The organism is Mycobacterium sp. OAS707 (assembly GCF_014873705.1).
GTDB lineage: Bacteria > Actinomycetota > Actinomycetes > Mycobacteriales > Mycobacteriaceae > Mycobacterium.
The window spans coordinates 661,925-687,685 of sequence record NZ_JADBDS010000003.1 but is presented as its reverse complement, the minus strand read 5'-3'; the positions used below and the strand labels follow the sequence as shown (position 1 = coordinate 687,685).

General features: G+C 67.4%; 24 protein-coding genes. 15 read left to right on the top strand and 9 right to left on the bottom strand.

Features of this window, described 5'->3' with window-relative positions:
* Positions 1 to 16: 16 nt before the first annotated feature.
* From GGC64_RS21485 to GGC64_RS21430, 12 genes are all read left to right on the top strand, one after another.
* On the top strand, positions 17 to 1,282 hold the full coding sequence (locus GGC64_RS21485; protein WP_192724544.1) for an aspartate kinase: 1,266 nt from the start codon (positions 17 to 19) through the stop codon (positions 1,280 to 1,282).
* Positions 1,283 to 2,314: an aspartate-semialdehyde dehydrogenase gene (locus GGC64_RS21480; protein ID WP_192724543.1), complete on the top strand. Its 1,032-nt coding sequence runs from the start codon at positions 1,283 to 1,285 to the stop codon at positions 2,312 to 2,314.
* A 35-nt stretch (positions 2,315 to 2,349) separates the two neighbouring features.
* Complete coding sequence (locus tag GGC64_RS21475; protein WP_225952125.1) at positions 2,350 to 3,435, top strand: DUF4185 domain-containing protein; 1,086 nt, start codon at positions 2,350 to 2,352, stop codon at positions 3,433 to 3,435.
* Positions 3,436 to 3,668: 233 nt separating this feature from the next.
* Entirely contained in the window at positions 3,669 to 4,088 is a 420-nt protein-coding gene (locus GGC64_RS21470) for a hypothetical protein (protein WP_192724541.1), read from the top strand.
* An 81-nt stretch (positions 4,089 to 4,169) separates the two neighbouring features.
* Positions 4,170 to 4,598, top strand: a complete 429-nt coding sequence (locus GGC64_RS21465; protein ID WP_192724540.1) for an organic hydroperoxide resistance protein — start codon at positions 4,170 to 4,172, stop codon at positions 4,596 to 4,598.
* Between the two features lie 3 nt (positions 4,599 to 4,601).
* Positions 4,602 to 5,243, top strand: coding sequence for a sensor domain-containing protein (locus GGC64_RS21460; RefSeq protein ID WP_192724539.1), 642 nt, complete (start codon positions 4,602 to 4,604; stop codon positions 5,241 to 5,243).
* 123 nt (positions 5,244 to 5,366) lie between these two features.
* Positions 5,367 to 6,659: an ergothioneine biosynthesis glutamate--cysteine ligase EgtA gene (gene egtA, locus GGC64_RS21455; protein ID WP_370582230.1), complete on the top strand. Its 1,293-nt coding sequence runs from the start codon at positions 5,367 to 5,369 to the stop codon at positions 6,657 to 6,659.
* Positions 6,659 to 7,933: an ergothioneine biosynthesis protein EgtB gene (gene egtB / locus GGC64_RS21450; protein ID WP_192724538.1), complete on the top strand. Its 1,275-nt coding sequence runs from the start codon at positions 6,659 to 6,661 to the stop codon at positions 7,931 to 7,933. Before egtA ends, egtB begins: the two co-directional genes overlap by 1 nt.
* Entirely contained in the window at positions 7,933 to 8,625 is a 693-nt protein-coding gene (gene egtC / locus GGC64_RS21445; RefSeq protein ID WP_192724537.1) for an ergothioneine biosynthesis protein EgtC, read from the top strand. The genes egtB and egtC overlap by 1 nt, the downstream gene beginning before the upstream one ends.
* Entirely contained in the window at positions 8,622 to 9,587 is a 966-nt protein-coding gene (gene egtD / locus GGC64_RS21440) for an L-histidine N(alpha)-methyltransferase (protein WP_192724536.1), read from the top strand. The genes egtC and egtD overlap by 4 nt, the downstream gene beginning before the upstream one ends.
* On the top strand, positions 9,584 to 10,708 hold the full coding sequence (egtE, locus tag GGC64_RS21435) for an ergothioneine biosynthesis PLP-dependent enzyme EgtE (RefSeq protein WP_192724535.1): 1,125 nt from the start codon (positions 9,584 to 9,586) through the stop codon (positions 10,706 to 10,708). Before egtD ends, egtE begins: the two co-directional genes overlap by 4 nt.
* A gap of 50 nt (positions 10,709 to 10,758) precedes the next feature.
* On the top strand, positions 10,759 to 12,129 hold the full coding sequence (locus tag GGC64_RS21430; protein WP_192724534.1) for a cation:dicarboxylate symporter family transporter: 1,371 nt from the start codon (positions 10,759 to 10,761) through the stop codon (positions 12,127 to 12,129).
* Here GGC64_RS21430 and GGC64_RS21425 read toward each other — a convergent pair.
* The 3 genes from GGC64_RS21425 to GGC64_RS21415 form a co-directional block, all read right to left on the bottom strand.
* Positions 12,126 to 12,803, bottom strand: coding sequence for a class I SAM-dependent methyltransferase (locus GGC64_RS21425; RefSeq protein ID WP_192724533.1), 678 nt, complete (start codon positions 12,801 to 12,803; stop codon positions 12,126 to 12,128). The two genes, GGC64_RS21430 and GGC64_RS21425, sit on opposite strands and share 4 nt — an antisense overlap.
* A 10-nt stretch (positions 12,804 to 12,813) precedes the next feature.
* On the bottom strand, positions 12,814 to 14,292 hold the full coding sequence (locus tag GGC64_RS21420; protein WP_192724532.1) for a glutamate--cysteine ligase: 1,479 nt from the start codon (positions 14,290 to 14,292) through the stop codon (positions 12,814 to 12,816).
* A 74-nt stretch (positions 14,293 to 14,366) separates the two neighbouring features.
* The gene (locus GGC64_RS21415; RefSeq protein ID WP_192724531.1) at positions 14,367 to 18,008 is read right to left on the bottom strand and encodes a hypothetical protein; all 3,642 of its coding nucleotides are present in this window, start codon (positions 18,006 to 18,008) and stop codon (positions 14,367 to 14,369) included.
* Here GGC64_RS21415 and GGC64_RS21410 point away from each other — a divergent pair.
* Positions 17,962 to 18,609, top strand: a complete 648-nt coding sequence (locus GGC64_RS21410; RefSeq protein WP_192724530.1) for a hypothetical protein — start codon at positions 17,962 to 17,964, stop codon at positions 18,607 to 18,609. The genes GGC64_RS21415 and GGC64_RS21410 overlap by 47 nt on opposite strands.
* A gap of 151 nt (positions 18,610 to 18,760) precedes the next feature.
* Here GGC64_RS21410 and GGC64_RS21405 read toward each other — a convergent pair whose 3' ends face one another.
* Positions 18,761 to 19,537 carry a class I SAM-dependent methyltransferase gene (locus tag GGC64_RS21405; protein ID WP_192724529.1) on the bottom strand — a complete coding sequence of 259 codons (777 nt, stop codon included), beginning with the start codon at positions 19,535 to 19,537 and terminating at the stop codon, positions 18,761 to 18,763.
* Position 19,538: 1 nt separating this feature from the next.
* Between GGC64_RS21405 and glpK the strand changes: the two genes are divergently transcribed.
* Positions 19,539 to 21,092 (top strand): glycerol kinase GlpK, encoded by a 1,554-nt coding sequence (glpK, locus tag GGC64_RS21400; protein ID WP_192724528.1) that lies wholly within the window; start codon positions 19,539 to 19,541, stop codon positions 21,090 to 21,092.
* A 15-nt stretch (positions 21,093 to 21,107) separates the two neighbouring features.
* Here the strand turns inward: glpK and GGC64_RS21395 are convergent, their stop codons facing one another.
* The 5 genes from GGC64_RS21395 to GGC64_RS21375 form a co-directional block, all read right to left on the bottom strand.
* A complete protein-coding gene (locus tag GGC64_RS21395; protein WP_192724527.1) occupies positions 21,108 to 21,353 on the bottom strand; it encodes a hypothetical protein in 246 nt (81 codons plus the stop codon).
* Positions 21,354 to 21,495: 142 nt separating this feature from the next.
* Positions 21,496 to 22,368, bottom strand: coding sequence for an oxidoreductase (locus GGC64_RS21390; protein ID WP_192724526.1), 873 nt, complete (start codon positions 22,366 to 22,368; stop codon positions 21,496 to 21,498).
* Between the two features lie 50 nt (positions 22,369 to 22,418).
* Entirely contained in the window at positions 22,419 to 23,159 is a 741-nt protein-coding gene (locus GGC64_RS21385; protein WP_192724525.1) for a PadR family transcriptional regulator, read from the bottom strand.
* A 150-nt stretch (positions 23,160 to 23,309) separates the two neighbouring features.
* The gene (locus GGC64_RS21380) at positions 23,310 to 23,690 is read right to left on the bottom strand and encodes a hypothetical protein (RefSeq protein ID WP_225952124.1); all 381 of its coding nucleotides are present in this window, start codon (positions 23,688 to 23,690) and stop codon (positions 23,310 to 23,312) included.
* A gap of 74 nt (positions 23,691 to 23,764) precedes the next feature.
* Positions 23,765 to 24,343 (bottom strand): PadR family transcriptional regulator, encoded by a 579-nt coding sequence (locus GGC64_RS21375; RefSeq protein WP_192724524.1) that lies wholly within the window; start codon positions 24,341 to 24,343, stop codon positions 23,765 to 23,767.
* 55 nt (positions 24,344 to 24,398) lie between these two features.
* On the opposite strand from GGC64_RS21375, the gene GGC64_RS21370 reads away from it, so the two are divergent.
* A complete protein-coding gene (locus tag GGC64_RS21370) occupies positions 24,399 to 25,730 on the top strand; it encodes a carotenoid oxygenase family protein (RefSeq protein ID WP_192724523.1) in 1,332 nt (443 codons plus the stop codon).
* Positions 25,731 to 25,761: the final 31 nt, after the last annotated feature.

Genomic DNA, 25,761 nt, shown 5'->3' with positions numbered 1-25,761 from the left:
CAAGAAAGGTTTCACAGTGGCGCTCGTCGTACAGAAGTACGGCGGATCCTCGGTATCGGATGCCGAACGGATCCGCCGCGTCGCCGAACGCATCGTCGAAACCAAGAAGCAGGGCAACGACGTCGTCGTCGTGGTCTCCGCGATGGGCGACACCACCGATGACCTGCTGGATCTGGCCAAGCAGGTGTGCCCGGCGCCCCCGGCGCGGGAAATGGACATGCTGTTGACCGCCGGTGAGCGGATCTCCAACGCGCTGGTCGCGATGGCCATCGACTCGCTGGGCGCGCAGGCCCGGTCGTTCACCGGGTCGCAGGCGGGCGTGATCACCACCAGCACGCACGGCAACGCCAAGATCATCGACGTCACCCCGAGCCGGGTGCAGGACGCACTCGACGAGGGCCTGATCGTCCTCGTCGCCGGCTTCCAAGGGGTCAGCCAGGACAGCAAGGACGTCACCACGCTCGGCCGCGGCGGGTCGGATACCACCGCCGTGGCACTGGCCGCGGCGCTCAAGGCCGACGTCTGCGAGATCTACACCGACGTCGACGGCATCTTCACCGCCGACCCGCGCATCGTGCCCAACGCCAGGCGGATGGACACGGTGACGTTCGAAGAGATGCTCGAGCTCGCCGCGTGCGGCGCCAAGGTGCTGATGCTGCGCTGCGTCGAATATGCCCGCCGCTACAACGTGCCGGTCCACGTCCGGTCGTCGTATTCAGATAAGCCCGGCACGTTCGTGACCGGATCGATAGAGGACATCCCCATGGAAGACGCCATCATCACCGGAGTCGCTCACGATCGCAGCGAGGCGAAGGTGACGATCGTCGGCATCCCCGACGTACCCGGCTACGCCGCCAAGGTGTTCCGCGCGGTTGCCGACGCCGACGTGAACATCGACATGGTGCTGCAGAACATCTCCAAGATCGAGGACGGCAAGACCGACATCACGTTCACCTGCTCGCGCGAAAGCGGCCCTGGCGCAGTGGAGAAGCTGGCCTCCCTGCAGGAGGAGATCGGATTCTCGAAGGTGCTCTACGACGACCACATCGGCAAGGTGTCGTTGGTCGGCGCGGGCATGCGCAGCCATCCCGGCGTCACGGCGAAGTTCTGCGAGGCGCTCGCCGAGGTCGGAGTCAACATCGACCTGATCTCGACCTCGGAGATCCGAATCTCGGTGTTGATCAAGGACACTGAGCTGGACAAGGCGGTTCTGGCGCTGCACGAGGCGTTCGAACTCGGCGGCGACGAGGCAGCGGTTGTCTACGCGGGGACGGGGCGATAAATGGTCAACATCGGTGTGGTTGGTGCGACCGGTCAGGTCGGCCAGGTGATGCGAACGCTGTTGGAGGAGAGGGACTTTCCGGCCACCAGTGTTCGGTTCTTCGCGTCGGCGCGCTCGCAGGGCAAGAAGCTGTCGTTCCGTGGTCAGGAGATCGAGGTCGAGGACGCGTCGACGGCTGATCCGAGTGGCATTGACATTGCCCTGTTTTCGGCAGGCGCGACGATGTCGCGGGTGCAGGCGCCGCGGTTCGCCGAGGCGGGAGCGGTCGTCATCGACAACTCGTCGGCATGGCGCAAGGACCCCGACGTGCCGCTGGTGGTCAGCGAGGTCAACTTCGAGCGCGACGCCCGCAACCGGCCGAAAGGCATTATCGCCAACCCGAATTGCACGACGATGGCCGCGATGCCGGTGCTCAAGCCGCTGCACGACGAGGCCGGACTGGTGCGGATGATCGCCTCGACGTACCAGGCGGTGTCGGGCAGTGGCGTCGCAGGCGTCGAGGAGTTGTACGGACAGGCCAGCGCCGTCGTCGGCGACAGCAGGGAGTTGGTGGCCAACGGTTCGGCGTTGCAATTCCCCGCGCCTGACAAATACGTCGCCCCGATCGCGTTCAACGTTGTCCCGCTTGCCGGCTCGTACGTCGAAGACGGCTCCGGCGAGACCGACGAAGACCAGAAGCTGCGCAACGAAAGCCGCAAGATCCTCGGCATCCCCGACCTCTTGGTGAGCGGAACGTGCGTGCGGGTGCCGGTCTACACCGGGCACTCGTTGTCGATCAACGCCGAATTCGCGCGGCCGCTTTCGGTCGAGCATGCGCGTCAGCTGTTGGCCGAGGCGCCTGGGGTGAAGCTGGTCGACGTGCCCACGCCGCTGGCCGCCGCGGGTGTCGACGAGTCGCTCGTCGGAAGGATCCGCCAGGATCCCGGCGTGGAAAACGGTCGCGGGCTCGCGCTGTTCGTCTCAGGCGACAACCTGCGAAAAGGTGCTGCGCTGAACACAATTCAGATCGCTGAGCTGCTGGCTCGAGGCTAACCTTGCGCCGAAACTGTATTCCAGCAGGCCTCTTCTTGATCTTTCTCTGCTGGAATACAGTTTCGCCGGCGCATGCGGAGCCGGAGCCCGTCCCCGCGCCCGTGCTGCCCCCGTTGGCGCCCGGTCAGGTGATCCGTATCGCGCCCGCGGCCGGAACTGGTACGCCGACAAGCGATTACGACATCGGCGCCACCGACCTCTGCGAGTTCATGGAGTTCCCGGACGGCATCCTGCAGGTGTGCGGCGACAGCTTCGCAGGACAAGGCGTCGGGTTCGGGCCGTGGCACTCACCGATTGCGTTGCACGTCGACGGCGACTCGATCGACGACCCGACGGGCGTGCGCTACGACCGGGTCACCGGCAACATGAATCCGCTGCTGGCCGACCCGACACCGCCGGGGATGTCGCAGTTGCCCGCGGGCGTGGTGCAGATCAACAGGGACAACTACCTGATGGTGACGACGGTGAAGGATCTGGTGCCGCAGAATTCCAGGCTGGTGAAAGCCAATCCGGCACAAGGTAATTGGCCTACCGTCCCGAACTCTGCCCGGCCCGCCAGCTATGAGGGCGCCACGCAGTCGCAGGTCAGCGGTTACTACGACCCGATCCCCAAGCCGGATTCCCCAACCGGCTGGGTGTATCTCGTCGCCAACAACTTCGACCGCAGCGGGCCGGTGGTGTTGTACCGGGCGAAGAAGGAAACGTTCACCGACCGGGCCACCTGGCAGGGCTGGTCGGCTCAGGGGGGCTGGGGCAAGCCGCCGACACCGCTGTGGCCAGATCGCGTCGGCGAAATGAGTGTGCGACAGATCGACGGCCAGACGGTGCTGTCGTACTTCAACGCCAGCACCGGGAACATGGAGGTGCGCGTCGCGGCTGATCCGACCGGGCTGGGAACCGCGCCGGTTACAACGGTGGTCGTCGCGGGCACCTGGCCCGATCCTGCCGAGGAGCTGGGCCCGCCGGAAAACAACCAGCTGGCACAGCCGTACGGCGGCTACCTCTCACCCGGCTCGACGCTCGACGAGCTACGGGTGTTCGTCAGCCAGTGGAACACCGGCCCCGGCGACAACACGCCGTACCGGGTCATCCAGTTCGCAGTGAACCCCGTGAAGGCGTAGTCCCGGTTATCTCAACAACCACCGCAGTGGTGCTGCCACCAATTGAGTGCCCCACAAAGCCCCGGTCAGCGCGGCGCCGCCCAGCATGAGCAGGCCCGACACCGCGATTAGCGCGTCGCTGTTCATGACTGCACCTGTACCCGCGCCACGCGCCAGCAACACATTGGAGCATTCACAGCTGATTCATAAGCAATTCATCACGGACGCATCGGCATCGCTTGCATCCTCGATACATGAGCGAACCAACGTCCTCTGAACCTGCGACCGGCCCAGTGGCCACCGCCACGCCTCCGCCGACCGAGCCGACCGCTGTAGTCACCGAGCCGCGAGGCCACAGCCGGCTCACCGCGGTTGCCGCCTGGGTCGGGATTGTGGCGGGCGTCGTCTTCATCGTCGCCGTCGTCTTCTTCTCCGGCTTCTTCCTCGGCGCGCATTCCGGCGGCCACCGCGGCGGCTGGCACCACGGTGACGGCGACCGCGAATTCGGCATCATCCACCAGGGCCCGCCGCCGATGTTCCCGATGGGTCCGCCGCGCGGCGAGTTCGAACGTCCCTTCCCGATGGGACCGGGCGGCCCGAACTTCCAAGGGCCACAGGGTCCCGGCCCGCAACAGCCGGGCGCCCCGAGCACCACTGCACCACGCCCGTCGTAACAACTTGTCACCCAAGACGCCCCGGTCACCCCTCGGCCGGGGCGTCTTGCCGTTGTCGTGCCGGCTGGCATGATCGAGCCCATGAGCATCGAAGTCGTTTTCACCGCTGAGTCAACCGCAACCGGGGGCGGCCGCGACGGCCACGTGAAGTCGTCAGACGGCAGGATCGATCTCGACACCCGCATGCCGAAGGAAGCAGGCGGCAACGGCGAGGGCACCAACCCCGAGCAGCTCTTCTCCGCCGGTTACGCGGCGTGCTTCCTGGGTGCGCTTCGACTTGTAGCGCGCAACAACAAGATCGACCTGGACGACGCGAGCGGGATCACCGCACAGGTCGGCTTCGGCAAGGACCCCGAAGGGGGCTTCGCGATCAACGCTGCGCTGATCGGTTACCTGCCGGGCCTCGAGCAGAGCGCGGCCGACGATCTGATGAACCAGGCCCACCAGGTCTGCCCGTACTCCAAGGCCACCCGCGGCAATATCGACGTCACGTTGTCGGCGAAGGTCTAGCGGGTGCGGACCGCCGCGGGCGCAGGCGTTGTGCTGGCCGTCGGTCTTGCGGTGGCTGCGCCGGCGCAAGCCCGTCCGTCTGACCCCGGCGTGGTGAACTACGCGGTGATGGGCAAGGGTTCGGTGAGCAATATCGTCGGCGCGCCATTGCGGTTCGCGTGGACATACACCGATCCGTTCCAGTCGTATTACGTCGACGAGCCGGCCTGCAACAACTGGGCCGACGTCGGGTTGCCGGAGGTCTACCTCGATCCGGACCTGGCGTCGTTCAACGGTGCGGTCGCGCAGACCGCCGACAACGACCAGACCCATATGGTCAAGCAGGCGGTCGGGGTATTCGCCACCAGCGACGCGGCCGACCGCGCCTTCCACCGCGTCGTCGACCGAACCGCGGGCTGCAATGGCCAGACCACCGCGATGCACCTGGACAACTTCACCACTCAGGTGTGGACCTTCAGCGGCGGGCCGGCCGGGGCGACCGACGCGGACTGGGTGAAACAGGAGGCGGGGACCGACCGCCGCTGCTTCACCACCACCCGAAAGCGCGAGAACGTTCTGCTGCAGGCGAAAGTCTGCCAATCTGGCAACGGCGGCCCGGCGGTGAACGTGCTGGCCGGGGCGATGCAGAACACATTGGGGCAGTAGCAGGCAACGTTTTTGGGTACGTGTCACCAACGCGTCATCCAAAAATCGCGGGATTTTGTCGGTGTGCTCTGGAAGATGGATAGAAGGCCGCGATCGTTCCCTACCCGAAAGGGGCCGGAAGACATGACCTTCGCCATCCCGTCCGAGGTGGACGACGCTCATCCAATGCAAGCGCAGGCAGGCGAGCTGACCAGCGCGTATGCCGCTGCGCAGCACATCGGTGAGACGTGTCTTGCCGACGGTCCCGTAGGAAAGGTGGGCCTCGAAGTCGAAGCGCACTGCTTCGATCTCGCCGATCCGACGCGTCGCCCGGGCTGGGCCGAGCTGACCGACGCGATCACGCGAGTGCCGGCACTGCCCGGCGGCAGCGCGATCACCGTCGAACCCGGCGGCGCCGTCGAGCTGTCCGGTCCGCCGATGGACGATCCTGTGACCGCCATCGCCGCGATGACGGCTGATCGGGCGACGCTGAGGGCGGCGTTCGCGCAGGCCGGCCTCGGCCTGGTGCTCCTTGGCGCCGACCCGCTGCGGCCGGCCAAACGGGTGAACCCGGGCGACCGGTATCTGGCGATGGAGCAGTTCTTCACGGCCAGCCAAACCGGAGAAGCCGGTGCGGCGATGATGACGTCGACGGCATCCGTACAGGTCAACCTCGATGCGGGCCCGCGCGAGGGATGGGCAGACCGGGTGCGGCTGGCGCATGCATTGGGCCCGACGATGATCGCGATCGCCGCCAACTCGCCGCTGCTTGGCGGCCAGTTCACCGGGTGGCAGTCGACGCGGCAGCGGGTGTGGAGCCAGCTGGACTCGGCGCGCTGCGGCCCCATCCTCGGGACCAACGGCGACGACCCGGCCGCCGACTGGGCCCGCTACGCGCTGAAGGCGCCGGTGATGCTGGTGCACCCGACCCCGGAGATGGATGCCGTGCCCGTGACGGACTGGGTGCCGTTCGCGGACTGGGCCGACGGGCGGGTGCTGCTCGACGGTCGCAGGCCGACGCAGGCGGACCTCGAGTACCACCTGACGACGCTGTTCCCACCGGTGCGGCCGCGGCGCTGGCTGGAGATCCGCTACCTCGACAGCCTGCCCGATACGGTGTGGCCTGCCGTGGTGTTCACCCTTGTCACCCTGCTCGACGACCCGGTGGCCGCCGACATCGCCGCAGAAGTCACCGAACCGGTGGCCACGGCCTGGGACCGCGCGGCCCAGATCGGCCTCGGTGACCGCCGGTTGCGCGAGGCGGCAACTCGCTGCGTGGCGGTCGCCGCCGAGCGAGCGCCCGCCGAAATCGAGGAATCGATGGCGCAGTTGGTGCGTTCGGTCGAGAAAGGACGCTGTCCGGCCGACGATTTCTCCGACCGGGCAGTCAAATACGGGATCGCAACGGCGATCACTCAACTGGCGCAAGGGGAGTAGTGGCCGCACGCGAGACGCTTGCGCGTGAGCTGACCAAGGCGAGGGACCGCACGTTGCGGCTCGTCGATTTCGACGACGCCGAACTGCACCGGCAATATGACCCGCTGATGAGCCCGCTGGTGTGGGACCTCGCGCACATCGGATGGCAGGAAGAACTCTGGCTGCTTCGCGGTAACAACGCCGACAAGCCCGGATTGCTGGAGCCGCAAGTCGAGCGGTGTTACGACGCGTTCGTGAACTCGCGCGCCAGCCGGGTGAATCTGCCGCTGCTGCCGCCGTCGGATGCCCGCGCCTACTGCCGCACGGTGCGAAACAAAGTCCTCGACACGTTGGACGCATTGCCGGATGACGACACGGGTTTCAACTTCGGCTTGGTGATCAGCCACGAGAACCAGCACGACGAAACCATGTTGCAGGCACTGAATCTGCGGACTGGTCCGCCGCTGTTGAGCACCGGATCGCCGTTGCCGCCGGGACGGTCGGGCGTCGCGGGTACTTCGGTGCTGGTTCCGGCAGGGGAATTCGTCCTCGGCGTCGACGCCGTCAGCGAGCCGCATTCGCTCGACAACGAGCGGACCGCGCACGTGGTCGACGTGCCGGCCTTCCGCATCGGCCGGGTGCCCGTGACCAACGGCGAATGGCGACAGTTCGTCGACGACGGCGGATACCAACAGCAACGCTGGTGGTCGGAGCGCGGGTGGCGGCATCGGCAGGAGGCCGGCCTGAGCGCGCCGCAGTTCTGGAATCCAGACGGCACGCGCACCCGGTTCGGACACGTCGAGGCGATCCCCGCCGACGAACCCGTGCAGCACGTCACCTACTTCGAGGCCGAGGCGTACGCCGCGTGGGCCGGCGCGCGGTTGCCCAGCGAGATCGAATGGGAGAAGGCGGCCGCCTGGGACCCCGCAGCGGGTAAGCGTCGCCGATTCCCTTGGGGCGCAACCGAACCCACCGATGCGCTGGCGAATCTCGGCGGTGACGCGCTGCGTCCGGCGCCGGTTGGCGCCTACCCGGCCGGTGCGTCGGCGTACGGTGCCGAGCAGATGCTCGGCGACGTGTGGGAGTGGACGACGTCGCCGCTGCGACCGTGGCCCGGGTTCACGCCCATGATCTATGAGCAGTACTCACAGCCCTTCTTCGACGGCGACTACAAAGTGTTGCGCGGCGGATCATGGGCGGTCGCGGCGGGCATCCTGCGGCCGAGCTTTCGCAACTGGGACCACCCGATCCGCCGACAGATCTTCTCCGGCGTACGCCTGGCCTGGGACGCCTGATGTGCCGGCACCTCGGCTGGCTCGGCGAACCGCGATCGATCGCGTCTCTGGTGCTTGAGCCGGCATCGGGGCTGCTGGTCCAGTCGTATGCCCCTCGCCGCCAGAAGCACGGGCTGATGAACGCCGACGGCTGGGGCGTTGGCTTTTTCGACGAAGGGGTCGCGCGTCGGTGGCGTAGCGCCGCACCGCTGTGGGGCGACGCGTCGTTCGCGTCGGTGGCACCGGCGTTGCGCAGCAATTGCGTTGTCGCTGCGGTGCGTTCGGCCTCCATCGGCATGCCGATCGAACCGTCGGCGTCGGCGCCGTTCAGCGACGGACAGTGGCTGCTGTCCCACAACGGCTTGGTCGACCGCGGGGTGTTGCCGTTGTCCGCCAAAGCCGAGTCGACCGTCGACAGCGCGCTTCTGGCCGCATTGATCTTCGAGCGAGGTCTCGACGCGCTCGGCGAAACCATCGTCGAGGTCGCCGCCGCGGACCCCAATGCCAGGCTGAACATCCTGGCGGCCAACGGATCTCAACTACACGCCACCACGTGGGGCGACACCTTGTCGGTACTACGTCGAGACGACGGCGTGGTGCTGGCCAGCGAACCATACGACGACAACCCCGATTGGCAGGAAATCCCCGATCGCCATCTCGTGCTGGTCGAGGGATCGCGTGTCGACTTGATCCCACTGAAAGGATCGCCATGACCCTCTCGCTGTCCAACTATCTGGCCGCCGACTCCGCCGCACAGGCGCTGCGCCGAGACGTGCGCGACGGGTTGATGCAGACGCCGAAGTCGTTGCCGCCCAAATGGTTCTACGACTCGACGGGCAGCGAACTGTTCGACCAGATCACCCGGCTCCCGGAGTATTACCCCACCCGTGCGGAGGCGCAGATTCTGCGGGCGCGCTCAGCTGAGATCGCCGCCGCGTCCGGTGCCGACACGCTTGTCGAACTCGGCAGCGGTACCTCGGAGAAGACCCGCCTGCTGCTGGGCGCATTGCGCGACAGTGGAGCCCTGCGCCGGTTCATCCCGTTCGACGTGGACGCGAGCGTACTCCAGGCGGCGGGGTCGGCGATCGAACGCGAGTACCCGGGCATCGAAATCGATGCGGTGTGCGGCGATTTCGAAGAGCACCTCGGCAAGATCCCGCGCGTCGGCCGACGACTGGTGGTGTTCCTCGGTTCGACGATCGGCAACCTGACGCTGGGCCCGCGAACCGAATTTCTGTCCACTTTGGCGGAGACGTTGCAGCCGGGCGACAGCCTGCTGCTGGGCACCGACCTCGTCAAGGACACCGATCGATTGGTGCGTGCCTACGACGACAGCGCCGGGGTGACGGCCCGGTTCAACCGCAACGTGCTCGCTGTGGTCAACCGGCAACTCGACGCCGACTTCGATCTGGGCGCGTTCGAGCATGTGGCGAAGTGGAACCCCGCCGAGGAGCGCATCGAGATGTGGTTGCGGGCATCGACCGCACAACACGTTCGGATCAGCGCCTTGGATCTGAGCGTTGACTTCGCCGAGGGTGAGGGGATGCTGACCGAGGTGTCGTGCAAGTTCCGGCCCGAGGGGGTGGAAGCCGAACTGGCCGCGGCGGGTCTGCGCCGCACCCATTGGTGGACCGACCCCGCGGGTGACTTCGGGCTGTCCCTGTCGACCAAATGAACCTGCCCGAGCAGTGGCGCGCGGCCCGGCCCAAGGTCGCCGGGTTGCATCTCGACAGCGGCGCCTGCTCGCGGCAGAGCTTCGCGGTCATCGACGCGGCAACGCAGCACGCCAGACATGAGGCAGAAGTCGGCGGGTACGTCGCCGCAGAAGCCGCAACGCCTGTGCTCGACGCGGGCCGCGCGGCCATCGGCGCACTGACCGGCTTGACCGGTTCCGACGTCGTATTCACCACCGGCTCCAACAACGCCCTCGACATCCTGCTCAGCAGTTGGTCCGGCGAACGCTCAGTCGGCTGTCTACCCGGTGAGTACGGTCCCAACCTCGCGGTCATGGCGGCCAACGGGTTTCGGATCAGTGCGCTGCCCGCCAACGACCTCGGCAGGCTCGCCGTCGACGACGCCGCGCGCCAACTCGCCCATGATGCACCCGCCATGGTTCACATCACCGCGCTCGCCAGCCACCGGGGGCTGGCCCAGCCGCTGGCCGAGATCGCCGACGTGTGCCGCGATCTCGGTCTGCCGCTTGTGGTGGACGCCGCGCAAGCACTCGGACATCTCGACTGTGCGGTTGGCGCCGCAGCCGTCTACAGCTCGTCGCGCAAATGGATGGCGGGTCCGCGTGGCGTCGGTGCCCTGGCGATTCACCCCGACCTGGCGCAGCGGCTGCGGCCGCGGCTGCCGCCACCGGAATGGGGCTTGCCGATCCCGGTGATGCAATCCGTTGACCTCGGCGAGACGAATATCGCTGCGCGCGTTGGCTATTCGATCGCACTCGGCGAGCATCTGGCTGCCGGGCCGGAGCACATCCGCGACGGCCTCGCGCAGGTCGGCCGGATGACGCGCACCGCGCTCGCCGACGTGAAGGGGTGGCGAGTCGTCGAGCCGGTCGACGAGCCGACCGCGATCACGACGTTGGAGCCCGTCGACGGAGCCGATCCGCAGCGCGTGCGGACGTGGCTGATCGCCGAGCGCGGCATCGTGACGACCTATGCCGAGCTGCAGCGCGCACCCTTCGAGATGACCACTCCGGTGCTGCGGGCGTCGCCCCATGTCGACACGACCGCCGAGGACCTGGATCAGTTCGCCGAGGCGTTGGCCGTCGCGACCACACAGGTGTGACGTAGCGCACTTCTGGCTATCCCAGGTGCACGACACCGAGGGAGCCGCAGATGACGCACGTAGAGGACGGCCCGGCCAAGTCGGCCGACGAGAAGCAACCCAAACGCGACCGCACACATTGGCTCTACATACTGGTGATCGTCGGTGTGGTCGCCGGTGTGGTGGTTGGCCTGCTCGCGCCCGACACAGGCAAATCGCTCGGCGTGCTCGGCACGATGTTCGTCAACCTGATCAAGATGATGATCACGCCGGTGATCTTCTGCACCATCGTGCTCGGCATCGGTTCGGTGCGAAAGGTGGCGTCCGTCGGCAAGGTCGGCGGGTTGGCACTGGGCTACTTCCTCGTCATGTCGACCGCAGCGCTGGGCATCGGCCTGCTGGTGGGCAACATCATCAGCCCCGGCAGTGGCCTCAACGCGCATGGGGATCCGGGTGCGGGCGCAAAGCTCGCGTCGGAGGCGCACAGTTCCGGCGGCACCATGGACTTCATCCAGGACATCATCCCGAAGACGCTGTTCTCGTCGCTGACCGCAGGAAACGTGCTGCAGGCGTTGTTCGTTGCGCTGCTGGTCGGGTTCGGCATTCAGGCAATGGGCGCCTCCGGCGAGCCGCTGCTTCGTGGCGTCGCTCTGCTGCAGAAACTGGTCTTCCGCATCCTTGGCGGGATCCTGTGGCTGGCGCCGATCGGCGCGTTCGGCGCGATCGCTAAGGTGGTGGGCGACACCGGGTTTGACGCGGTAATCCAGTTGGGCGTGTTGATGCTGGCGTTCTATCTCACTTGCCTCATCTTCGTGTTCGGCGTGCTGGGTGCGCTGCTGCGCTTCGCCGCAGGTGTCTCCGTGTTCAAACTGGTTCGTTACCTCGCGCGCGAATACCTGTTGATCCTCGCCACGTCGTCGTCGGAATCGGCGCTGCCGCGGCTGATCGCGAAGATGGAGCATGCCGGTGTGCAACCAACCACCGTGGGAATCGTTGTGCCGACAGGATATTCATTCAACCTCGACGGCACCGCCATCTACATGACAATGGCATCGCTGTTCATCGCCGATGCGATGGGCAAGCCGTTGTCGATCGGTGAGCAGCTGGGGCTGCTGGTGTTCATGATGATCGCTTCCAAGGGGGCGGCAGGCGTCACCGGCGCGGGCCTCGCCACACTCGCCGCAGGCCTGCAGAGTCACCGACCCGAATTGCTCGACGGCATCGGCTTGGTGGTCGGCATCGACAAGTTCATGTCGGAAGCCCGTGCGCTGACAAACTTTTCGGGCAATGCGGTCGCCACGGTGCTCATCGGCGCATGGACTCAATCCGTCGACCACCGACAGATGCATCAGGTGCTCGACGGCGACAAGCCGTTCGACGAACGCACCATGGTCGACGACGAACACGCCTCAGCGGGCCAACCCGCCAGGGCCGGGCACTAACCTTTGTGCGCCGTCAGCAGGTAAGCGGGGAACTTGACCCTGCCCTTGTCGTCGGTCGGGTGCGCAGGCATCTCGAACGGCGCGTCAGGGACTTCGATCGGGTTGGCATGTATTGCCGCGGGCCGGATCTCGTCGATCTCCCAGTACTTCGACACCGCAGTGCGCAGCTCGTCCTCATCGACCTCGTTGGGCTTGGGCTCCATCTCGGCGGGAAACGCGCCCTTGGCGAAAACGAGTATGTAGTAGGACGCGCCGGGTGCGGCCGCTTGATGCACAGACCGTAGATAGCCATCCCGACCCTCGACGGGCAGCGAGTGAAACAGCGTGCTGTCGATGACCGTGTCGAAGCGGCCGTCGTATCCGGTGAGGTTGGTGATGTCGGCCTGGACGAACGAGACGTTCGTCAGACCGCGGTCCTGCGCCGCGCTGGTGGCCGCGGCGATCGCCGTCGGGCTGAGGTCCACTCCGACCACCGGGTAGCCGTCGGCTGCCAATGCGAGCGACAGTTCGGCGTGCCCGCAGCCGGCGTCGAGTACGTCGCCGCGGAACTTGCCGTCGCGGTGCAGCGCAGCCAATTCGGGCTGCGGCTCGCCGATGTTCCACGGCGGCGGACCCGTGAATTGACCTTCCCCGCGGTACGCGCCGTCCCAATCGATCATGTCGTCAGATGTCATGTCACTCAGGCTAGTCCGGGCCATCCCAGGTGTGTACGGGTTCGTTGCTGTGCATCCGCTCGCAGTAGAGGCGCAGCATCTCGGCCAGTGCGCTGGGGCGCGTCATGCCCCGCTCCTGCAATGCCGCCACGGTGGCCACTTGCCACGAGGCGCCGTTGCGTCCGGTCTTCGCCCGACCCTCGATCACGCTGAGATACCGGTCGCGCACCTCGCTTGCCACCTCCCAGCGGCGCAGCCCCTCATCGGCCATCGGCAGCAGCTTGCGCAACACCAATTCGTCGGGGGTCACCTCGCCGAGGCCTGGCCAATACAACATGGCCTCCATGCCGTGCTCGGCCGATGCGACGAAATTATGTTGTGCCGCAGCGAAACTCATCTTGGTCCACAGCGGCCTGTCCTCTTCGGACAGCGTCCGCAGCATGCCGTAGTAAAACGCCGCGTTGGCCAACATGTCGACAACGGTGGGCCCTGCGGGCAGCACCCGGTTCTCCACACGGAGATGTGGCTTGCCCTCGACGACGTCGTACACCGGCCGGTTCCATCGCCAGATCGTGCCGTTGTGCAGTCGCAGCTCGGCCAGTTGCGGGGTGCGACCGTCGCCGAGCGCCGCAACGGGATCCTCGTCGGACAGTTCGGGTAGCAGCGACGGAAAGTAGCGGACGTTCTCCTCGAACAGATCGAAGATCGACGTGATCCACCGCTCGCCGAACCACACTCTCGGACGAACGCCCTGCGACTTGAGCTCGTCGGGTCGGGTGTCGGTGGCTTGGGCGAACAACTCGATGCGGGTCTCGGGCCACAGCTGGTGGCCGAAGAAGTACGGCGAATTGGCGCCGAGTGCCAACTGCGGACCCGCAATCACCTGGGCGGCATTCCAGTTGTTCGCGAACTGGGCGGGGGAGACCTGCAGGTGCAGTTGCATGCTGGTGCACGCCGATTCCGGCGCGATCGACGCCAGTTGCAGGCTCAACCGTTCGGGCCCCGCGATGTCGATCAGGATGTCCTCGCCACGCGCGGTGAAGATCGAGTTCTCCAGCGCCTGATAGCGCGTCGAATCGCTCATCCAACCGCCCGAAAGATGTTCGGGCATCAGCGTCGGGAGGATGCCGATCATCACGATGTGCGCGCCGTTGGAGTTCGCCTTCGCTTCCGCGGCGTTGAGACTGGCCCGGACGTCGGCCTCCAACTCCAGTGCGGCCCGGCCGGGCAACCGTCGCGGTGGAACGTTGAATTCGATGTTGTAGGCGCCCAATTCGGTTTGGTAAGCCGGGTCGGCGATGGACGCCAGCACCTCTTGGTTGCTCATCGCGGGCTGATAGTCGCCGTCGACGAGATTGCACTCGATCTCCATGCCGGTCAACGGTCGGTCGAATTCGAAGCTGGACTGGGCGAGCATCGTCTCGAAGACATCGAGGCACAGCTGCACCTTGCGGCGGTACTCGCGGCGCTGTGCGCGAGAAAAGTCGGTCTGCTTCACCTCTTCGCCCACACCGCCATTGTCGGCGAGCCGAGGTGTTTCTACGCCGACACGCCGCGATTGGTGGACTTCAAGGTGTCGCCGGACTAGCCGTCGGCACCGTCGCTGCCGTTGCTGCCGCCGCCGCTGCCCGTGCCGCCGCTGCCGCCGGGCCCGCCGGGCGAGCCGTGCCCGCCGTCGCCGCCGTCTCCGCCGTTACCGGTGGCGGCGTCGGTAGTGACGGTCGACCCACCGTCGCCGCCCGCTCCGCCTGGGGCGCCGGTGCCGTTGCCGCCGTTGCCGCCGTCGCCTGCGTTGGCTGTGGCGCCGCCATGGCCGATGGCTTGGCCGCCGTCGCCGCCGTCGCCGCCGGCACCCACAGTGGTGCCGCCACTACCGCCGTCACCGCCGATGCCTCCGGTCGCGGTGGAATTCATACCGCCTTCGGCCTGACCGCCGATGCCGCCATCGCCACCATCACCGGATTTGCCTGCGGCACCGCCGTTTCCACCCGCACCGCCGGTGCCCTTGCTGATACCAGTGGTGCCTTTGCCGCCGTTTCCGCCGTCGCCGCCGTCGCCGGTTTCGGTGCCGCCGGCACCACCGTCGCCGCCGGCACCGCCAGTGGCCGCGTGGGTGCCGTCGCCGCCGAAGCCGCCGTCACCGCCTCGTCCGCCGTCGCCGTTGATGCCGCCGTTGCCGCCGTCACCGCCGGCGCCGCCGACCGTGACTCCTTGGTCGGGATCGGCGTTGCCGCCGTTGCCGCCATCGCCGCCGTCGCCGTCGCCACGGGCGTCGCCGCCGCGGCCGCCCGCTCCGCCGGTGCCAGGGCCGTTTTCGGTGGTGCTTTCCCTGCCGACCGAGCCGCCGTTGCCGCCGTCGCCGCCGTCACCGCTCTGCGTGCCGCCCTTGCCGCCGGCACCGCCGTCACCGCCAATGCCGCCTTTGACACCCTGGCCAGCGCCACCGTCACCGCCCCTGCCGCCGTTGCCCTGGATCGCCGCGTCGCCGCCGACGCCACCATCGCCGCCCACGGAGCTGCCGAACACGCCGCCGTTGCCCTCACCGCCTGCTCCGCCGTCTCCCGCGTCACCGAAGTAAGAGGCGCCGCCGTCACCGCCGTGCCCGCCCTTGGCGTCTCCGCTGGACGTTCCGCCGATCTCGCCCTTGCCGCCGTCGCCGCCGTTGCCGCTCTGCTGGCCGCCGGATCCGCCGGCACCGCCGTCACCGCCGGTCGCGTCGCCGCCGCCGAGGGCGATCGCCTTACCGCCGGCGCCGCCTGCCCCGCCGTCACCTGCGGTGAGCACGCTGCCCCCGGCGCCGCCGGTGCCTCCCGTGGCGCTGGCGTTGTCGGTTCCCCTGGCCTCCCCGCCCGTACCGCCGGCACCTGCTGGGCCGACGAAGGCTTGCCCGCCTGCGCCGCCGTCACCGGCGCTGGCCTTGGCGTTGCCGTGGCCGGTGGCTTTGCCGCCGTCACCGCCGACTCCGCCGGCACCCTCGGTGGTGCCGCCGCTGCCGCCGTCACCACCCTTACCTCCGGTCGCGGTGGAGCTGAAGCCGCCTTCGGCCTCACCTCCGATGCCGCCATCGCCGCCATCACCGGATTTGCCTGCGGCACCGCCGTTTCCACCCGCACCGCCGGTGCCCTTGCTCACCCCACTGGTGCCCTTGCCACCATTTCCACCGTCGCCGCCGTCGCCGGTTTCGGTGCCACCGGAACCACCGTCGCCGCCGGCACCGCCAGTGGCCGCGCGGGTGCCGTCGCCGCCGAAGCCGCCGTCACCGCCCTTGCCGCCATCGCCGTTGACTCCGGCATTGCCACCGGCACCGCCCCCACCACCGACATTGATTCCATTGTCGGAATCGGCGAAACCGCCGTTGCCGCCGTTGCCGCCGTTCCCGTCGCCACGGGCATCACCGCCGCGGCCGCCCGCTCCGCCGGTCATGTCTCCGGTTTCGCTGGTGGAGTCGCGGCCCGAGCTGCCGCCGTCGCCGCCGTCGCCGCCGTCACCGCTGACCAGACCGCCCTTGCCGCCGTCGCCGCCTGCGCCGCTGATGCCACCGCGAACGCCGTTGCCGTTGCCGCCGTCGCCGCCCGTGCCGCCGTCACCGACGCTCAAGGCATCGCCGCCGTTACCACCCCTACCCGCGGTCACGTGTCCGGCGAAGCCGCCCTCGCCGTCGCCGCCGTCGCCGCCGTTACCGCCGTCACCGCTGATCGACCCGCCGTTTCCGCCGGCGCCGCCGTCACCGCTATTGCCGTTTATCGCTCTGCCGCCGGAGCCGCCGTCACCGCCGTTGCCGATGGCGCCACCGTTTCCGCCGTCGCCGCCGTCGCCGGGTGTGGATCCCTTCGGTGCACCTGGCGCGGCCGCGTCGAAACCGTTTCCGCCGTCGCCGCCGCTGCCGGCCGGGCCGGTTACGCCTGTACCGCTGCTTCCATTGGCCCCGCTGCCACCCCCGGTACCACCGGTGCCGGGAGCGCCGCCGAGTCCCGCGGCCCCGACACTGCCGGGGTCGCCGCCGTCGCCGCCCGCTCCGCCGTCGGGCGATGCGACATCACCGTCGGCCCCGTCCCCTCCGTCGCCAGGTGCGCCCGCGTCGCCGCCGTCGCCTCCCTCGCCGCCGTCGCCGTTGACTCCCACTCGGCCGAAAAATGCGCCTCTGCCTGCCGCGCCGCCGACTCCGCCGGTGCCACCGGCCCCGCCGCTGCCGCCGTCACCACCGTCGCCGCCGCCCTCTCCCGCGGTGGTGGCGGTCAGGCCCTGCGCGCCGTCGCCGCCGCCGGCTCCGTCACCTCCGGTGCCGCCGACGCCACCCGATCCGCCGTTGCCGAACAGGGCAAGTCCGCCCGCGCTGCCGCCGGCGCCACCCGCGCCACCCGCGCCACCGTCACCGCCCGACGATCCCGCTTCACCCGGATCGATACCGTCCACGCTGGCCGCGCCCGCTGCACCGGCTCCGCCGGCGCCGCCGTCACCGCCACTGCCGGCCAACGACAGCAGGCCCGCATTCCCGCCTGCGCCGCCCTTGCCTCCTGCGCCGTCGTTGACTCCGGTGATCCCGGCGGCGCCCGCGCCGCCGTCACCGCCGCTACCCAGAATCAGGCCACCTAGGCCGCCGCGGCCACCATCGCCGTTGTTGACCCCGGCCAGCCCGGCGCCGCCGTCACCGCCGTTGCCGACCAGACCGGCGTTGCCGCCTGCGCCGCCATTGAAGCCGCTGCCACCGCTGCCGAGCAGCAATCCGCCGTTGCCGCCCCGGCACACGCTGGCACACGTGCTGGCGTCATAGCTGAACCCGCTGCCGATCAGAAAGCCGCCGTTGGGGTGGGCGGCGGTGCCGTTGCTGATGAACACGGCGACGAAATCACCGATCAGGGAACCGATGTCGGATACGGCCGGCAGAGCGGCGACATGGGGAGCGGCTAGCGCGGACGTATCGACGGGTGGGTTGGCGGCCGAGCCGATCAACGCGTTCGGTTGTCCAGCACCCGAAGCGATGGCCAGGCTGTTGCGCGCCAAATCGGCTCCGGCGGGATCGACGTCATCGAGCCGATCGTGCGTCGCCGGCTGCCCGAGTTCGCGTCGCACGAATGCCAGCGCCGCCCACGTGAACGGCAGTTGTACCGGGGTCTCGGGGTCGGTTCCGGTGGCCTGCGGACCGAGGCCCAGCGACGACAGGAGCCCGGCCACCAGGGCGGTGACGACGTTCGGCGAGGGCGCGGCCGTTGTGGTGGGTGTTGCCACCGCCGCGGCCGGCAAGTCGGCGAACGTCGGCGACGACAGTGTGGCTGCCGTCGGCACCGATGACGACGAACCTGATGGGGCTGCCGACAGGCTCGGCGCAGCCATATCACTGCGGGCCGGAGTCGAAGCTGACGACGTCGGCGCGGCCGAGGACTCCGAAGTGGGGGTCGACGGGCGAGCCGTCTTAGTGGTCGAACCGGTCGTGGCGCCCTTACGAGGGACCCGGCGTCCGCCAGTGCCGTTTGTCGATGTGCCGCCAGTCGATTTGGGATTTCCTGCCGTGCTGGTCGATCCACCCGGTGAGCCGGTCGTGGTCGTCGAGCCGGATCCGGTGGTGTCCGCGCCGCCCGCACCTGAGGTTCCGGGCGGGTCCGATGCGGTCGGCGAACCGCCTGAGACGTCCCCGCTGCCGGCGCCGGCCGTGCCGCCCGACGGTGATGTGCCTGCCGACGATCCGGTGTCCGGAGAATCCGTATGCGTCGTCGTCCCCGACGCCGAGTCGCCTGAGCCGGTGGTGTCGGCAGAAGCTATCGGCAGTGTGGAGGCGATCGCCGCGCCCACGCCAAGGGCCACCGCCAGCGCGCCCACCCGACCGACATAGTGCGAATTTCCCACGACGTTCCTCCGCCCTGACGCACAGCAAACGCCGAACGGGCGCTATGCACTCGGTCGGAACGCTAGAGCGATACGACCGCGGAAGAAATCAGGTATTCACCTGACAAATTTGCGTATCGGGGTGGACGTACCGGCGATCAGCGGGGTGTGGTGACTCGGCGGCTGGCCACCGCGATCTGCGGATTCATCAGTCCGCCGCGCAGTTCCACCTCGATTTGCGGATCGGCGTGCGTGGCGAGCGCGCGCAGCGCGGACGGGCTGTAGCAGCGCAGTGAGCTGATCACACCGTCGTGGACAAACGGCACGATCGGCGCGAGCGGCAGCATTGTCGCCAGCCGGATGAGGTGCAACGGCGAAGGCGGCCGCGGCAGGTCGATGATCACCAGCTTGTCGGCAACGCGGGTGCCTTCGGCGAACACCCGCGCTGCCTGGCCCGGCGGCAGGTGATGAAACGAGAACGCGAACACGGCGACGTCGAAATACCGGTCGGGCGCGTCGATTTCGGTTGCGTCCATCTCCCGCACTTGCGCGCGTGGATGCTCACCGAGGTCGCTCTGCTGGATCGCCTTAACGGATTGCGCTTCGACGTCGGTCACCGTGAGCTCTGCGGTCGGATGCCATTCGAGGAGCTTCCGCGACAGGCCACCGTGGCCGGAGCCCAGTTCGAGGATCTTCGGGTCGGGCACGTCGGCTACCTCGTCGAGCACGATCTGCGCGAACTTCTCGGTGTTGCCGAAGAATTCGCCCGCCCATTCGAGTGCGCGAATGACGCTGCGCTTGGTCTTGTCATCGACGTCGTCGCGGTCGAGGTACTCCGAGCGGTCGGTCTGCAACAGCCGGTCGAGGCAGGAGGCATCCGGCCCCCCGCGGGGCATGCGGTCAATGTCAGTGATCGGTGCAGCCATGTAGACCATGATGGTCGATTGGAATCGCCGTCAGGAGGGAGCGGGAGTGGCCGAGTTCGTAGCCGCCGTTGACCAGGGCACCACCAGCACGCGGTGCATGATCTTCGACCACGACGGCGCCGAGGTCGGGCGCCACCAGCTCGAACACGAACAGATCCTGCCCAAGGCCGGCTGGGTTGAGCACAACCCCGTGGAGATCTGGGAACGCACCGCGTCCGTGATCCAGTCGGCCCTGAACAAGACGAAGTTGTCGGCTCCCGACCTGGCCGCGTTGGGCATCACCAACCAGCGCGAAACCGCACTCGTGTGGAACAGACGGACCGGGCGGCCGTATCACAACGCGATCGTCTGGCAGGACACCCGCACCGACCGCATCGCCTCGGCACTGGATCGCGATGGCCGCGGCGACGTGATCCGGCGCAAGGCCGGCCTGCCACCGGCCACGTATTTCTCCGCAGGCAAGGTGCAGTGGATTCTGGACAACGTCGATGGTGTGCGGGCCGACGCCGAGAACGGCGACGCGCTGTTCGGCACCCCTGACACCTGGGTGCTGTGGAATCTCACCGGAGGGCCGCGTGGCGGCGTGCACGTCACTGACGTGACCAACGCCAGCCGGACCATGCTGATGGATCTGGAGACCCTCGACTGGGACGACGAGTTGTGCTCGTTCTTCGGGATTCCGCGCCAGATGCTGCCCGAGATCAAACCGTCGTCGTTTCCCGAGTCATACGGCGTCACCCGCGACGACGGGCCCGTCTCGGGGCAGGTACCGATCACCGGGATACTCGGCGATCAGCAGGCCGCGATGGTCGGGCAGGTCTGCCTGGACGCCGGTGAGGCCAAAAACACTTATGGCACAGGCAATTTCCTGCTGCTCAACACCGGCGAAAAGATCGTGCGCTCCGAGAACGGACTGCTGACCACCGTCTGCTATCAGTTCGGTGACGCCAAACCCGTTTACGCCCTTGAGGGTTCGATCGCGGTCACCGGCTCGGCCGTGCAGTGGCTTCGCGACCAGTTGGGCATCATCAGCGGCGCCGCACAGAGCGAAGCGCTGGCCCGTCAGGTTGACGACAACGGCGGCGTGTACTTCGTCCCCGCGTTCTCGGGATTGTTTGCGCCGTACTGGCGTTCGGATGCCCGCGGCGCAATCGTCGGCCTGTCGCGGTTCAACACCAATGCCCACCTGGCACGCGCAACCCTCGAGGCGATCTGCTACCAGAGCCGCGACGTCGTCGACGCGATGGAGGCCGACTCCGGTGTGCACCTGGAAGTCCTGAAGGTCGACGGAGGCATCACCGCCAACGATCTGTGCATGCAGATCCAAGCCGACGTGCTCGGCGTCGATGTGGTCAAGCCCGTCGTCGCCGAAACCACCGCGCTGGGTGCGGCGTACGCGGCAGGCCTGGCCGTCGGGTTCTGGGAGAACCCCGACGACCTTCGCGCCAACTGGCAGGAGGACAAGCGCTGGTCACCCGCGTGGAGCGAGGACCAGCGCTCGTCCGGTTACGCCGGTTGGCAGAAAGCCGTGCAGCGCACGCTGGACTGGGTCGATGTCGACTGACCGGGTGCTAGCGCGTTAGATGCACGCCCCGAACACGCAGACGCCGCCCCAGGGTTCCCAGCCGCCGTTCCAGCCACCTGGAACAGGGTCGCCGTTCCATCCGCGGTTGTCCCATCGAGGACCGTTCCAGCCGTGCCCATGGTGGCCGTCGCCGTACCAATAACCTGGGTCGGCGCTTGCGACGCCGGCACCGACTCCGATCGCCCCGGCGGCAAGACCACCGGCGACTGCCAGTGTTGCGAAGATCTTTGCGGGTTTCATCGTTGATCAACTCCTTCCGCAGCGTTTGATCACTAGTTGTATTAGCTAGGCTAATTATACTTCGTGCATCGGACTGATGTTGTCCGACAAGGTGATTCAGCAGCCGCGCGGAACCGGGTATTCCCCGTCCCCGAAATGTGATCTATGCCGCGTCGTCGAGTTGCGTCCTGGTGTCGTCGTCCAACTCGATCTCGGCGACGGCGGTGTTCTCCTCGAGATGCGCCACCGATGACGTGCCGGGGATCAATAACACGTTGGGCGCCACCGACAGCGTCCACGCGAGCACGATCTGGGCAGGCGCGCGGCCGAGCTTGTCGGCTTCGCTGCGCACCGCCGGGTGATTGAGCACCGGGTTGTCGGGCGAGAAGCCCGAACCGAGCGGGAAGAACGGGACAAACGCGATGCCGCGGTCCAGGCAGGCGTCGAGGACGGGTTGCGATGTCCTGTCGAGGAGGTTGTAGGCGTTCTGCACGCACACGATGTCAGTGCGATCGAGTGCGATCTGTAGGTGCTCGAGGCTGATGCTGCTCAGCCCGATCCCACCGATCAATCCTTCGTCCCGGGCCTTGATCATCGCCGACAACTGGGCGTCGAACAGCTCGCGGTCGACAGGGCCGACCGCCGTGGGGTCACCGGAGTGGATGCGCAGATTGACCGCGGCCAACCGGTCGACGCCCAGCGTTTGCAGGTTCGTTTCGATGTCGGCCCGCAGATCGTCGGGCTCCTGCGCGGCAACCCATGTCCCTGCGTCGTCGCGGCGGGCGCCGACCTTGCTGACCAGAGCGAGATCCGCAGGGTAGGGGTGCAGCGCTTCGCGGATCAGTTCGTTGGCGACATCGGGGCCGTAGAACTGCGCAGTGTCGATGTGGTTGATGCCCAATTCAATTGCGCGCCGCAGCACGGCCAGCGCCTGATCGTGATCGCGTGGCGGCCCCAACACCCCGGGGCCGGGTAGCTGCATGGCGCCGAATCCGACGCGGCCAACATGGAATGAGCCCAGCGGGAAGGTTTGCATAGTGAATGCGTACACCAGTCCCGCTGGACTTATTCCCTGCAGTTGACTAGTCAGTCTTCGCCGAGGATCCCGTAGATCTCACGACGGGCATTGTTGACGATGTCGACGATGCGCTCCTGCTGCTCATCGCTGGCCGTGTGCGCCGACTGTGCGACGGCGCCCATCAGCTGGCCGATCGCGGCGCGCAGGTTCAGGTGTCCGGGCGCTTCGTCTTTCCAGCCTTCGGCGATCTCGTCCCATGGCGGGGTCTCGATCTTCTCGGCCGTGGCGCGGCCGTCGTCGGTCAGCTCGAAAAGCTTTTTGCTGCCTTCACTTTCGGTTCCGGCAATCAGTCCCTCGTCCACCAGCAGTTGCAGTGTCGGGTAGACCGAACCGGGGCTTGGTCGCCACAGGTTCTGGCTTCGCTCGGCGATCTCCTGGATCATCTCGTAGCCGTGCATCGGCCGCTCGGCCAACAATTTGAGGATCGCGGCGCGGACGTCACCGCGCTTGCCGCGTCCTCGACCGCCACGGCCGCGGCCGCGCGGACCTCCTGGGCCGCCGAAGCCGAATCCGCCGAAACCGGCGCGGGGATCGAAGCCGAACTCGAAGCCGCGGCCGGGTCCGAAGGCACGACCGGGGCCAAAGCCTGCCTGAAAGTCGGGCCCGGCGTCGTGCTCGCGTAGGTGGTCGCGAAGGTGTTCGCGGAAGTCGCGGCGGGCTTGGCGCCGCTGCTGATGAAATGCGCGCCGATCGCCGGGGCCGAAGCCGAAGCCGAACGGACCGTGAGGTGGTGTGAATGGGTTGGTCACTTGATGGTTCCTTACGTTTGTGATGGATGCGCCTGATGCGCTACCGATACGTTAACGATATATCGGAACCTATCGCGATGCAACGTCTAATGCGCCGCAAGCGTGGTGATCGGGACTTGCGTCACGACCACCACGCTTGGCGGCTGGCACTCAGTAGGTCGGGTTGAAGTAGTCAACGCCGCCGACGGGGCATTCCACCTGGGCTTTCCAGGTGGTGCCGGTCTGGATGCCCGGAAACCAGAGGTTGTGGGTCTGGTTCGCCTGCAGATAGAACGGCACCTTGTACACCGGTAACGGCTTCACGGTCTGCCAGCCGAACCACGGTTCGGCACTGTAGAAGCACAGGCCCTCGCTGCCCGTCGAGTGGATTTCGACGGTCACGCCGGCCGCGTCGCTAGCCGTGTTGAGCGTGCTCGCCGCCTGCGCGCTGCCCGAGCCGAGAAACAGCATCGCCGGTGCGGCCAGGGTGGCCGCGACTGCACCGAGTACCGCGGTGACGGACTTCTTCCGATTGTTGGTGTTGTCGTTCATTTCTTGCTCCTTTGTGTGGTCGCGACTCCCGTTGAGCCGCTTTCACAGGTAGGAGCAGTCAGGTCGCGCGGGTCTTACATTTTTTGAGAAGAATTTTTGCGGGCGCGATTTCCGCCCAGCCGCGGCGCTGCCGGTGCGCGCTTGTCGATCTGCTGCACCAGCCAGTTCGCCCAGTCCGCCTGCATCGCGTTCATCCGCAGTCCGTACTCGAGGGCGGCGAGGCCGTAGAACGCCCCTTCGTCATCGGCCCAGTCGATGGAGGCGCGCAACTTTTCGAGGCGCTTGACCTCGGCTTCGGCGTGCCCGGCCATCGCCATCACGTGGTCGCGGGCGTCCTCGGGTGGTACTTCGCCAAGCAGGAACACCCGTAGCAATGCTGCGCTGCGAAATGGTGGATCATCGTGCGGGCTGTTCACCCACCGCCGCAGTTCGGCACGCCCGGCGTCGGTGATCCGGTACTCCTTGCGCCCGCGCGCGCCGACGGCGGACACCTCGATCAGCCCCGAGTCCGCAAGCTTGTTGAGCTCGCCATACAGCTGGCTCTGCGTGGCCGGCCACACGTTGGCCATCGACTTCTCGAAGTGTTTGAGCAGGTCGTATCCGCTGCCCGGTTCCTGGGCCAGCAGGCCCAACGCCGCCATTCGCAAACTCACGCACGAAGCATACTCCACTCTTGACATGTCACTTTAGACATGTCATGTTTGGGGCATGACCGATACCACCTCGACGCTGTTCGGCACCGGCGAGTACTTCAAGCGCGACAACTACGCTCCGGTGACCGACGAGTTGACCGAGTTCGACCTGCCCGTGGAGGGCGCCATCCCTGCCGAACTCGACGGCTGGTACCTACGCAATGGACCCAACCCGAGGCAGGCGACCGCGCACTGGTTCACCGGCGACGGCATGATCCACGGCGTCCGCATCGAAAACGGCCGCGCCGCCTGGTACCGCAACAGATGGGTGCGCACGGACAGTTTCAAGGAGGACTTCCCGCTCTACAACGCCGACGGCACCCGCAACCTGCGGGCCAGCGTCGCGAACACCCACGTCGTCAACCATGCAGGCAAGACACTGGCGCTCGTCGAATCGTCACTGCCGTACGAGATCACCAACGAGCTGGAAACGTTGGGCGCCTACGATTTCGGCGGCAAGCTGGTCGATTCGATGACCGCGCATCCGAAGATCTGCCCGACGACCGGGGAGTTGCACTTCTTCGGCTACGGCAGCATCTTCGAGCCCTACGTGACCTATCACCGGGCCGACGCACATGGTGAGCTGACCATCAACCGGCCGCTGGACACCAAGGCGCACACCATGATGCACGACTTCGCGCTGACTGCCGAGCACGTCGTCTTCATGGACCTGCCGATCGTGTTCAACCTCGACGTCGCGATCAAGGGCGAAGGCGACATGCCCTACCGGTGGAGCGACGAGTACGGTGCGCGGTTCGGCGTCATGCGGCGCGACGACCCGTTCGGCCCGATCCGGTGGTTCGACATCGAGCCGTGTTATGTGTTCCATGTCGCCAACGCCTACGACGAAGGGAATTCGATTGTGCTGCAGGCGGTTCGCTATCCCGAACTGTGGCGCGACAGCGGCGGGTTCGACTCCGACGGAGTGCTGTGGAGCTGGACCATCGACCTACAGGCGGGCACGGTTGCCGAACGGCAGCTCGACGACCGCGCGGTGGAGTTCCCGCGCATCGACGACCGGTTGGCGACACTTCCCGCCCGTTACGCGGTGTCTGTCGGCGACGCGCGTCTGGTCCGTTACGACCTGACCACCGGAGCCGCGGTCGAGCATCCGTTCGGCACGGCGGACTCGCCGGGCGGACCAGGGGAGGCGGTGTTCGTGCCTTCGGCAGCAGGGCCTGCCGATGAGAGCAGTGGCTGGTACCTCGGCTACGTCTATGACCCGGCGCGTGACGGCAGCGATCTGGTGATCATCGACGCATCGGACTTCGCCGCGCCGCCGGTAGCCAGAATCAAGCTGCCGCACAGAGTTCCGTACGGCTTCCACGGCAACTGGATCGGCAACTAGGCCGAAACACAGCCGGTTGCCAGAATTGCGC

Excerpts from the sequence above, each read along its gene's own strand:
- GGC64_RS21470 (WP_192724541.1), top strand. The coding sequence starts at position 3,669 with ATGAGCGAACCAACGTCCTCTGAACCTGCGACCGGCCCAGTGGCCACC.
- GGC64_RS21430 (WP_192724534.1), top strand. The coding sequence starts at position 10,759 with ATGACGCACGTAGAGGACGGCCCGGCCAAGTCGGCCGACGAGAAGCAA.
- egtC (WP_192724537.1), top strand. The coding sequence starts at position 7,933 with ATGTGCCGGCACCTCGGCTGGCTCGGCGAACCGCGATCGATCGCGTCT.
- egtE (WP_192724535.1), top strand. The coding sequence starts at position 9,584 with ATGAACCTGCCCGAGCAGTGGCGCGCGGCCCGGCCCAAGGTCGCCGGG.
- GGC64_RS21465 (WP_192724540.1), top strand. The coding sequence starts at position 4,170 with ATGAGCATCGAAGTCGTTTTCACCGCTGAGTCAACCGCAACCGGGGGC.
- GGC64_RS21390 (WP_192724526.1), bottom strand. The coding sequence starts at position 22,368 with ATGCAAACCTTCCCGCTGGGCTCATTCCATGTTGGCCGCGTCGGATTC.
- GGC64_RS21480 (WP_192724543.1), top strand. The coding sequence starts at position 1,283 with ATGGTCAACATCGGTGTGGTTGGTGCGACCGGTCAGGTCGGCCAGGTG.
- GGC64_RS21370 (WP_192724523.1), top strand. The coding sequence starts at position 24,399 with ATGACCGATACCACCTCGACGCTGTTCGGCACCGGCGAGTACTTCAAG.
- GGC64_RS21405 (WP_192724529.1), bottom strand. The coding sequence starts at position 19,537 with ATGGTCTACATGGCTGCACCGATCACTGACATTGACCGCATGCCCCGC.
- glpK (WP_192724528.1), top strand. The coding sequence starts at position 19,539 with ATGGTCGATTGGAATCGCCGTCAGGAGGGAGCGGGAGTGGCCGAGTTC.
- egtD (WP_192724536.1), top strand. The coding sequence starts at position 8,622 with ATGACCCTCTCGCTGTCCAACTATCTGGCCGCCGACTCCGCCGCACAG.
- GGC64_RS21395 (WP_192724527.1), bottom strand. The coding sequence starts at position 21,353 with ATGAAACCCGCAAAGATCTTCGCAACACTGGCAGTCGCCGGTGGTCTT.
- egtA (WP_370582230.1), top strand. The coding sequence starts at position 5,367 with ATGACCTTCGCCATCCCGTCCGAGGTGGACGACGCTCATCCAATGCAA.
- GGC64_RS21380 (WP_225952124.1), bottom strand. The coding sequence starts at position 23,690 with ATGAACGACAACACCAACAATCGGAAGAAGTCCGTCACCGCGGTACTC.
- GGC64_RS21425 (WP_192724533.1), bottom strand. The coding sequence starts at position 12,803 with ATGACATCTGACGACATGATCGATTGGGACGGCGCGTACCGCGGGGAA.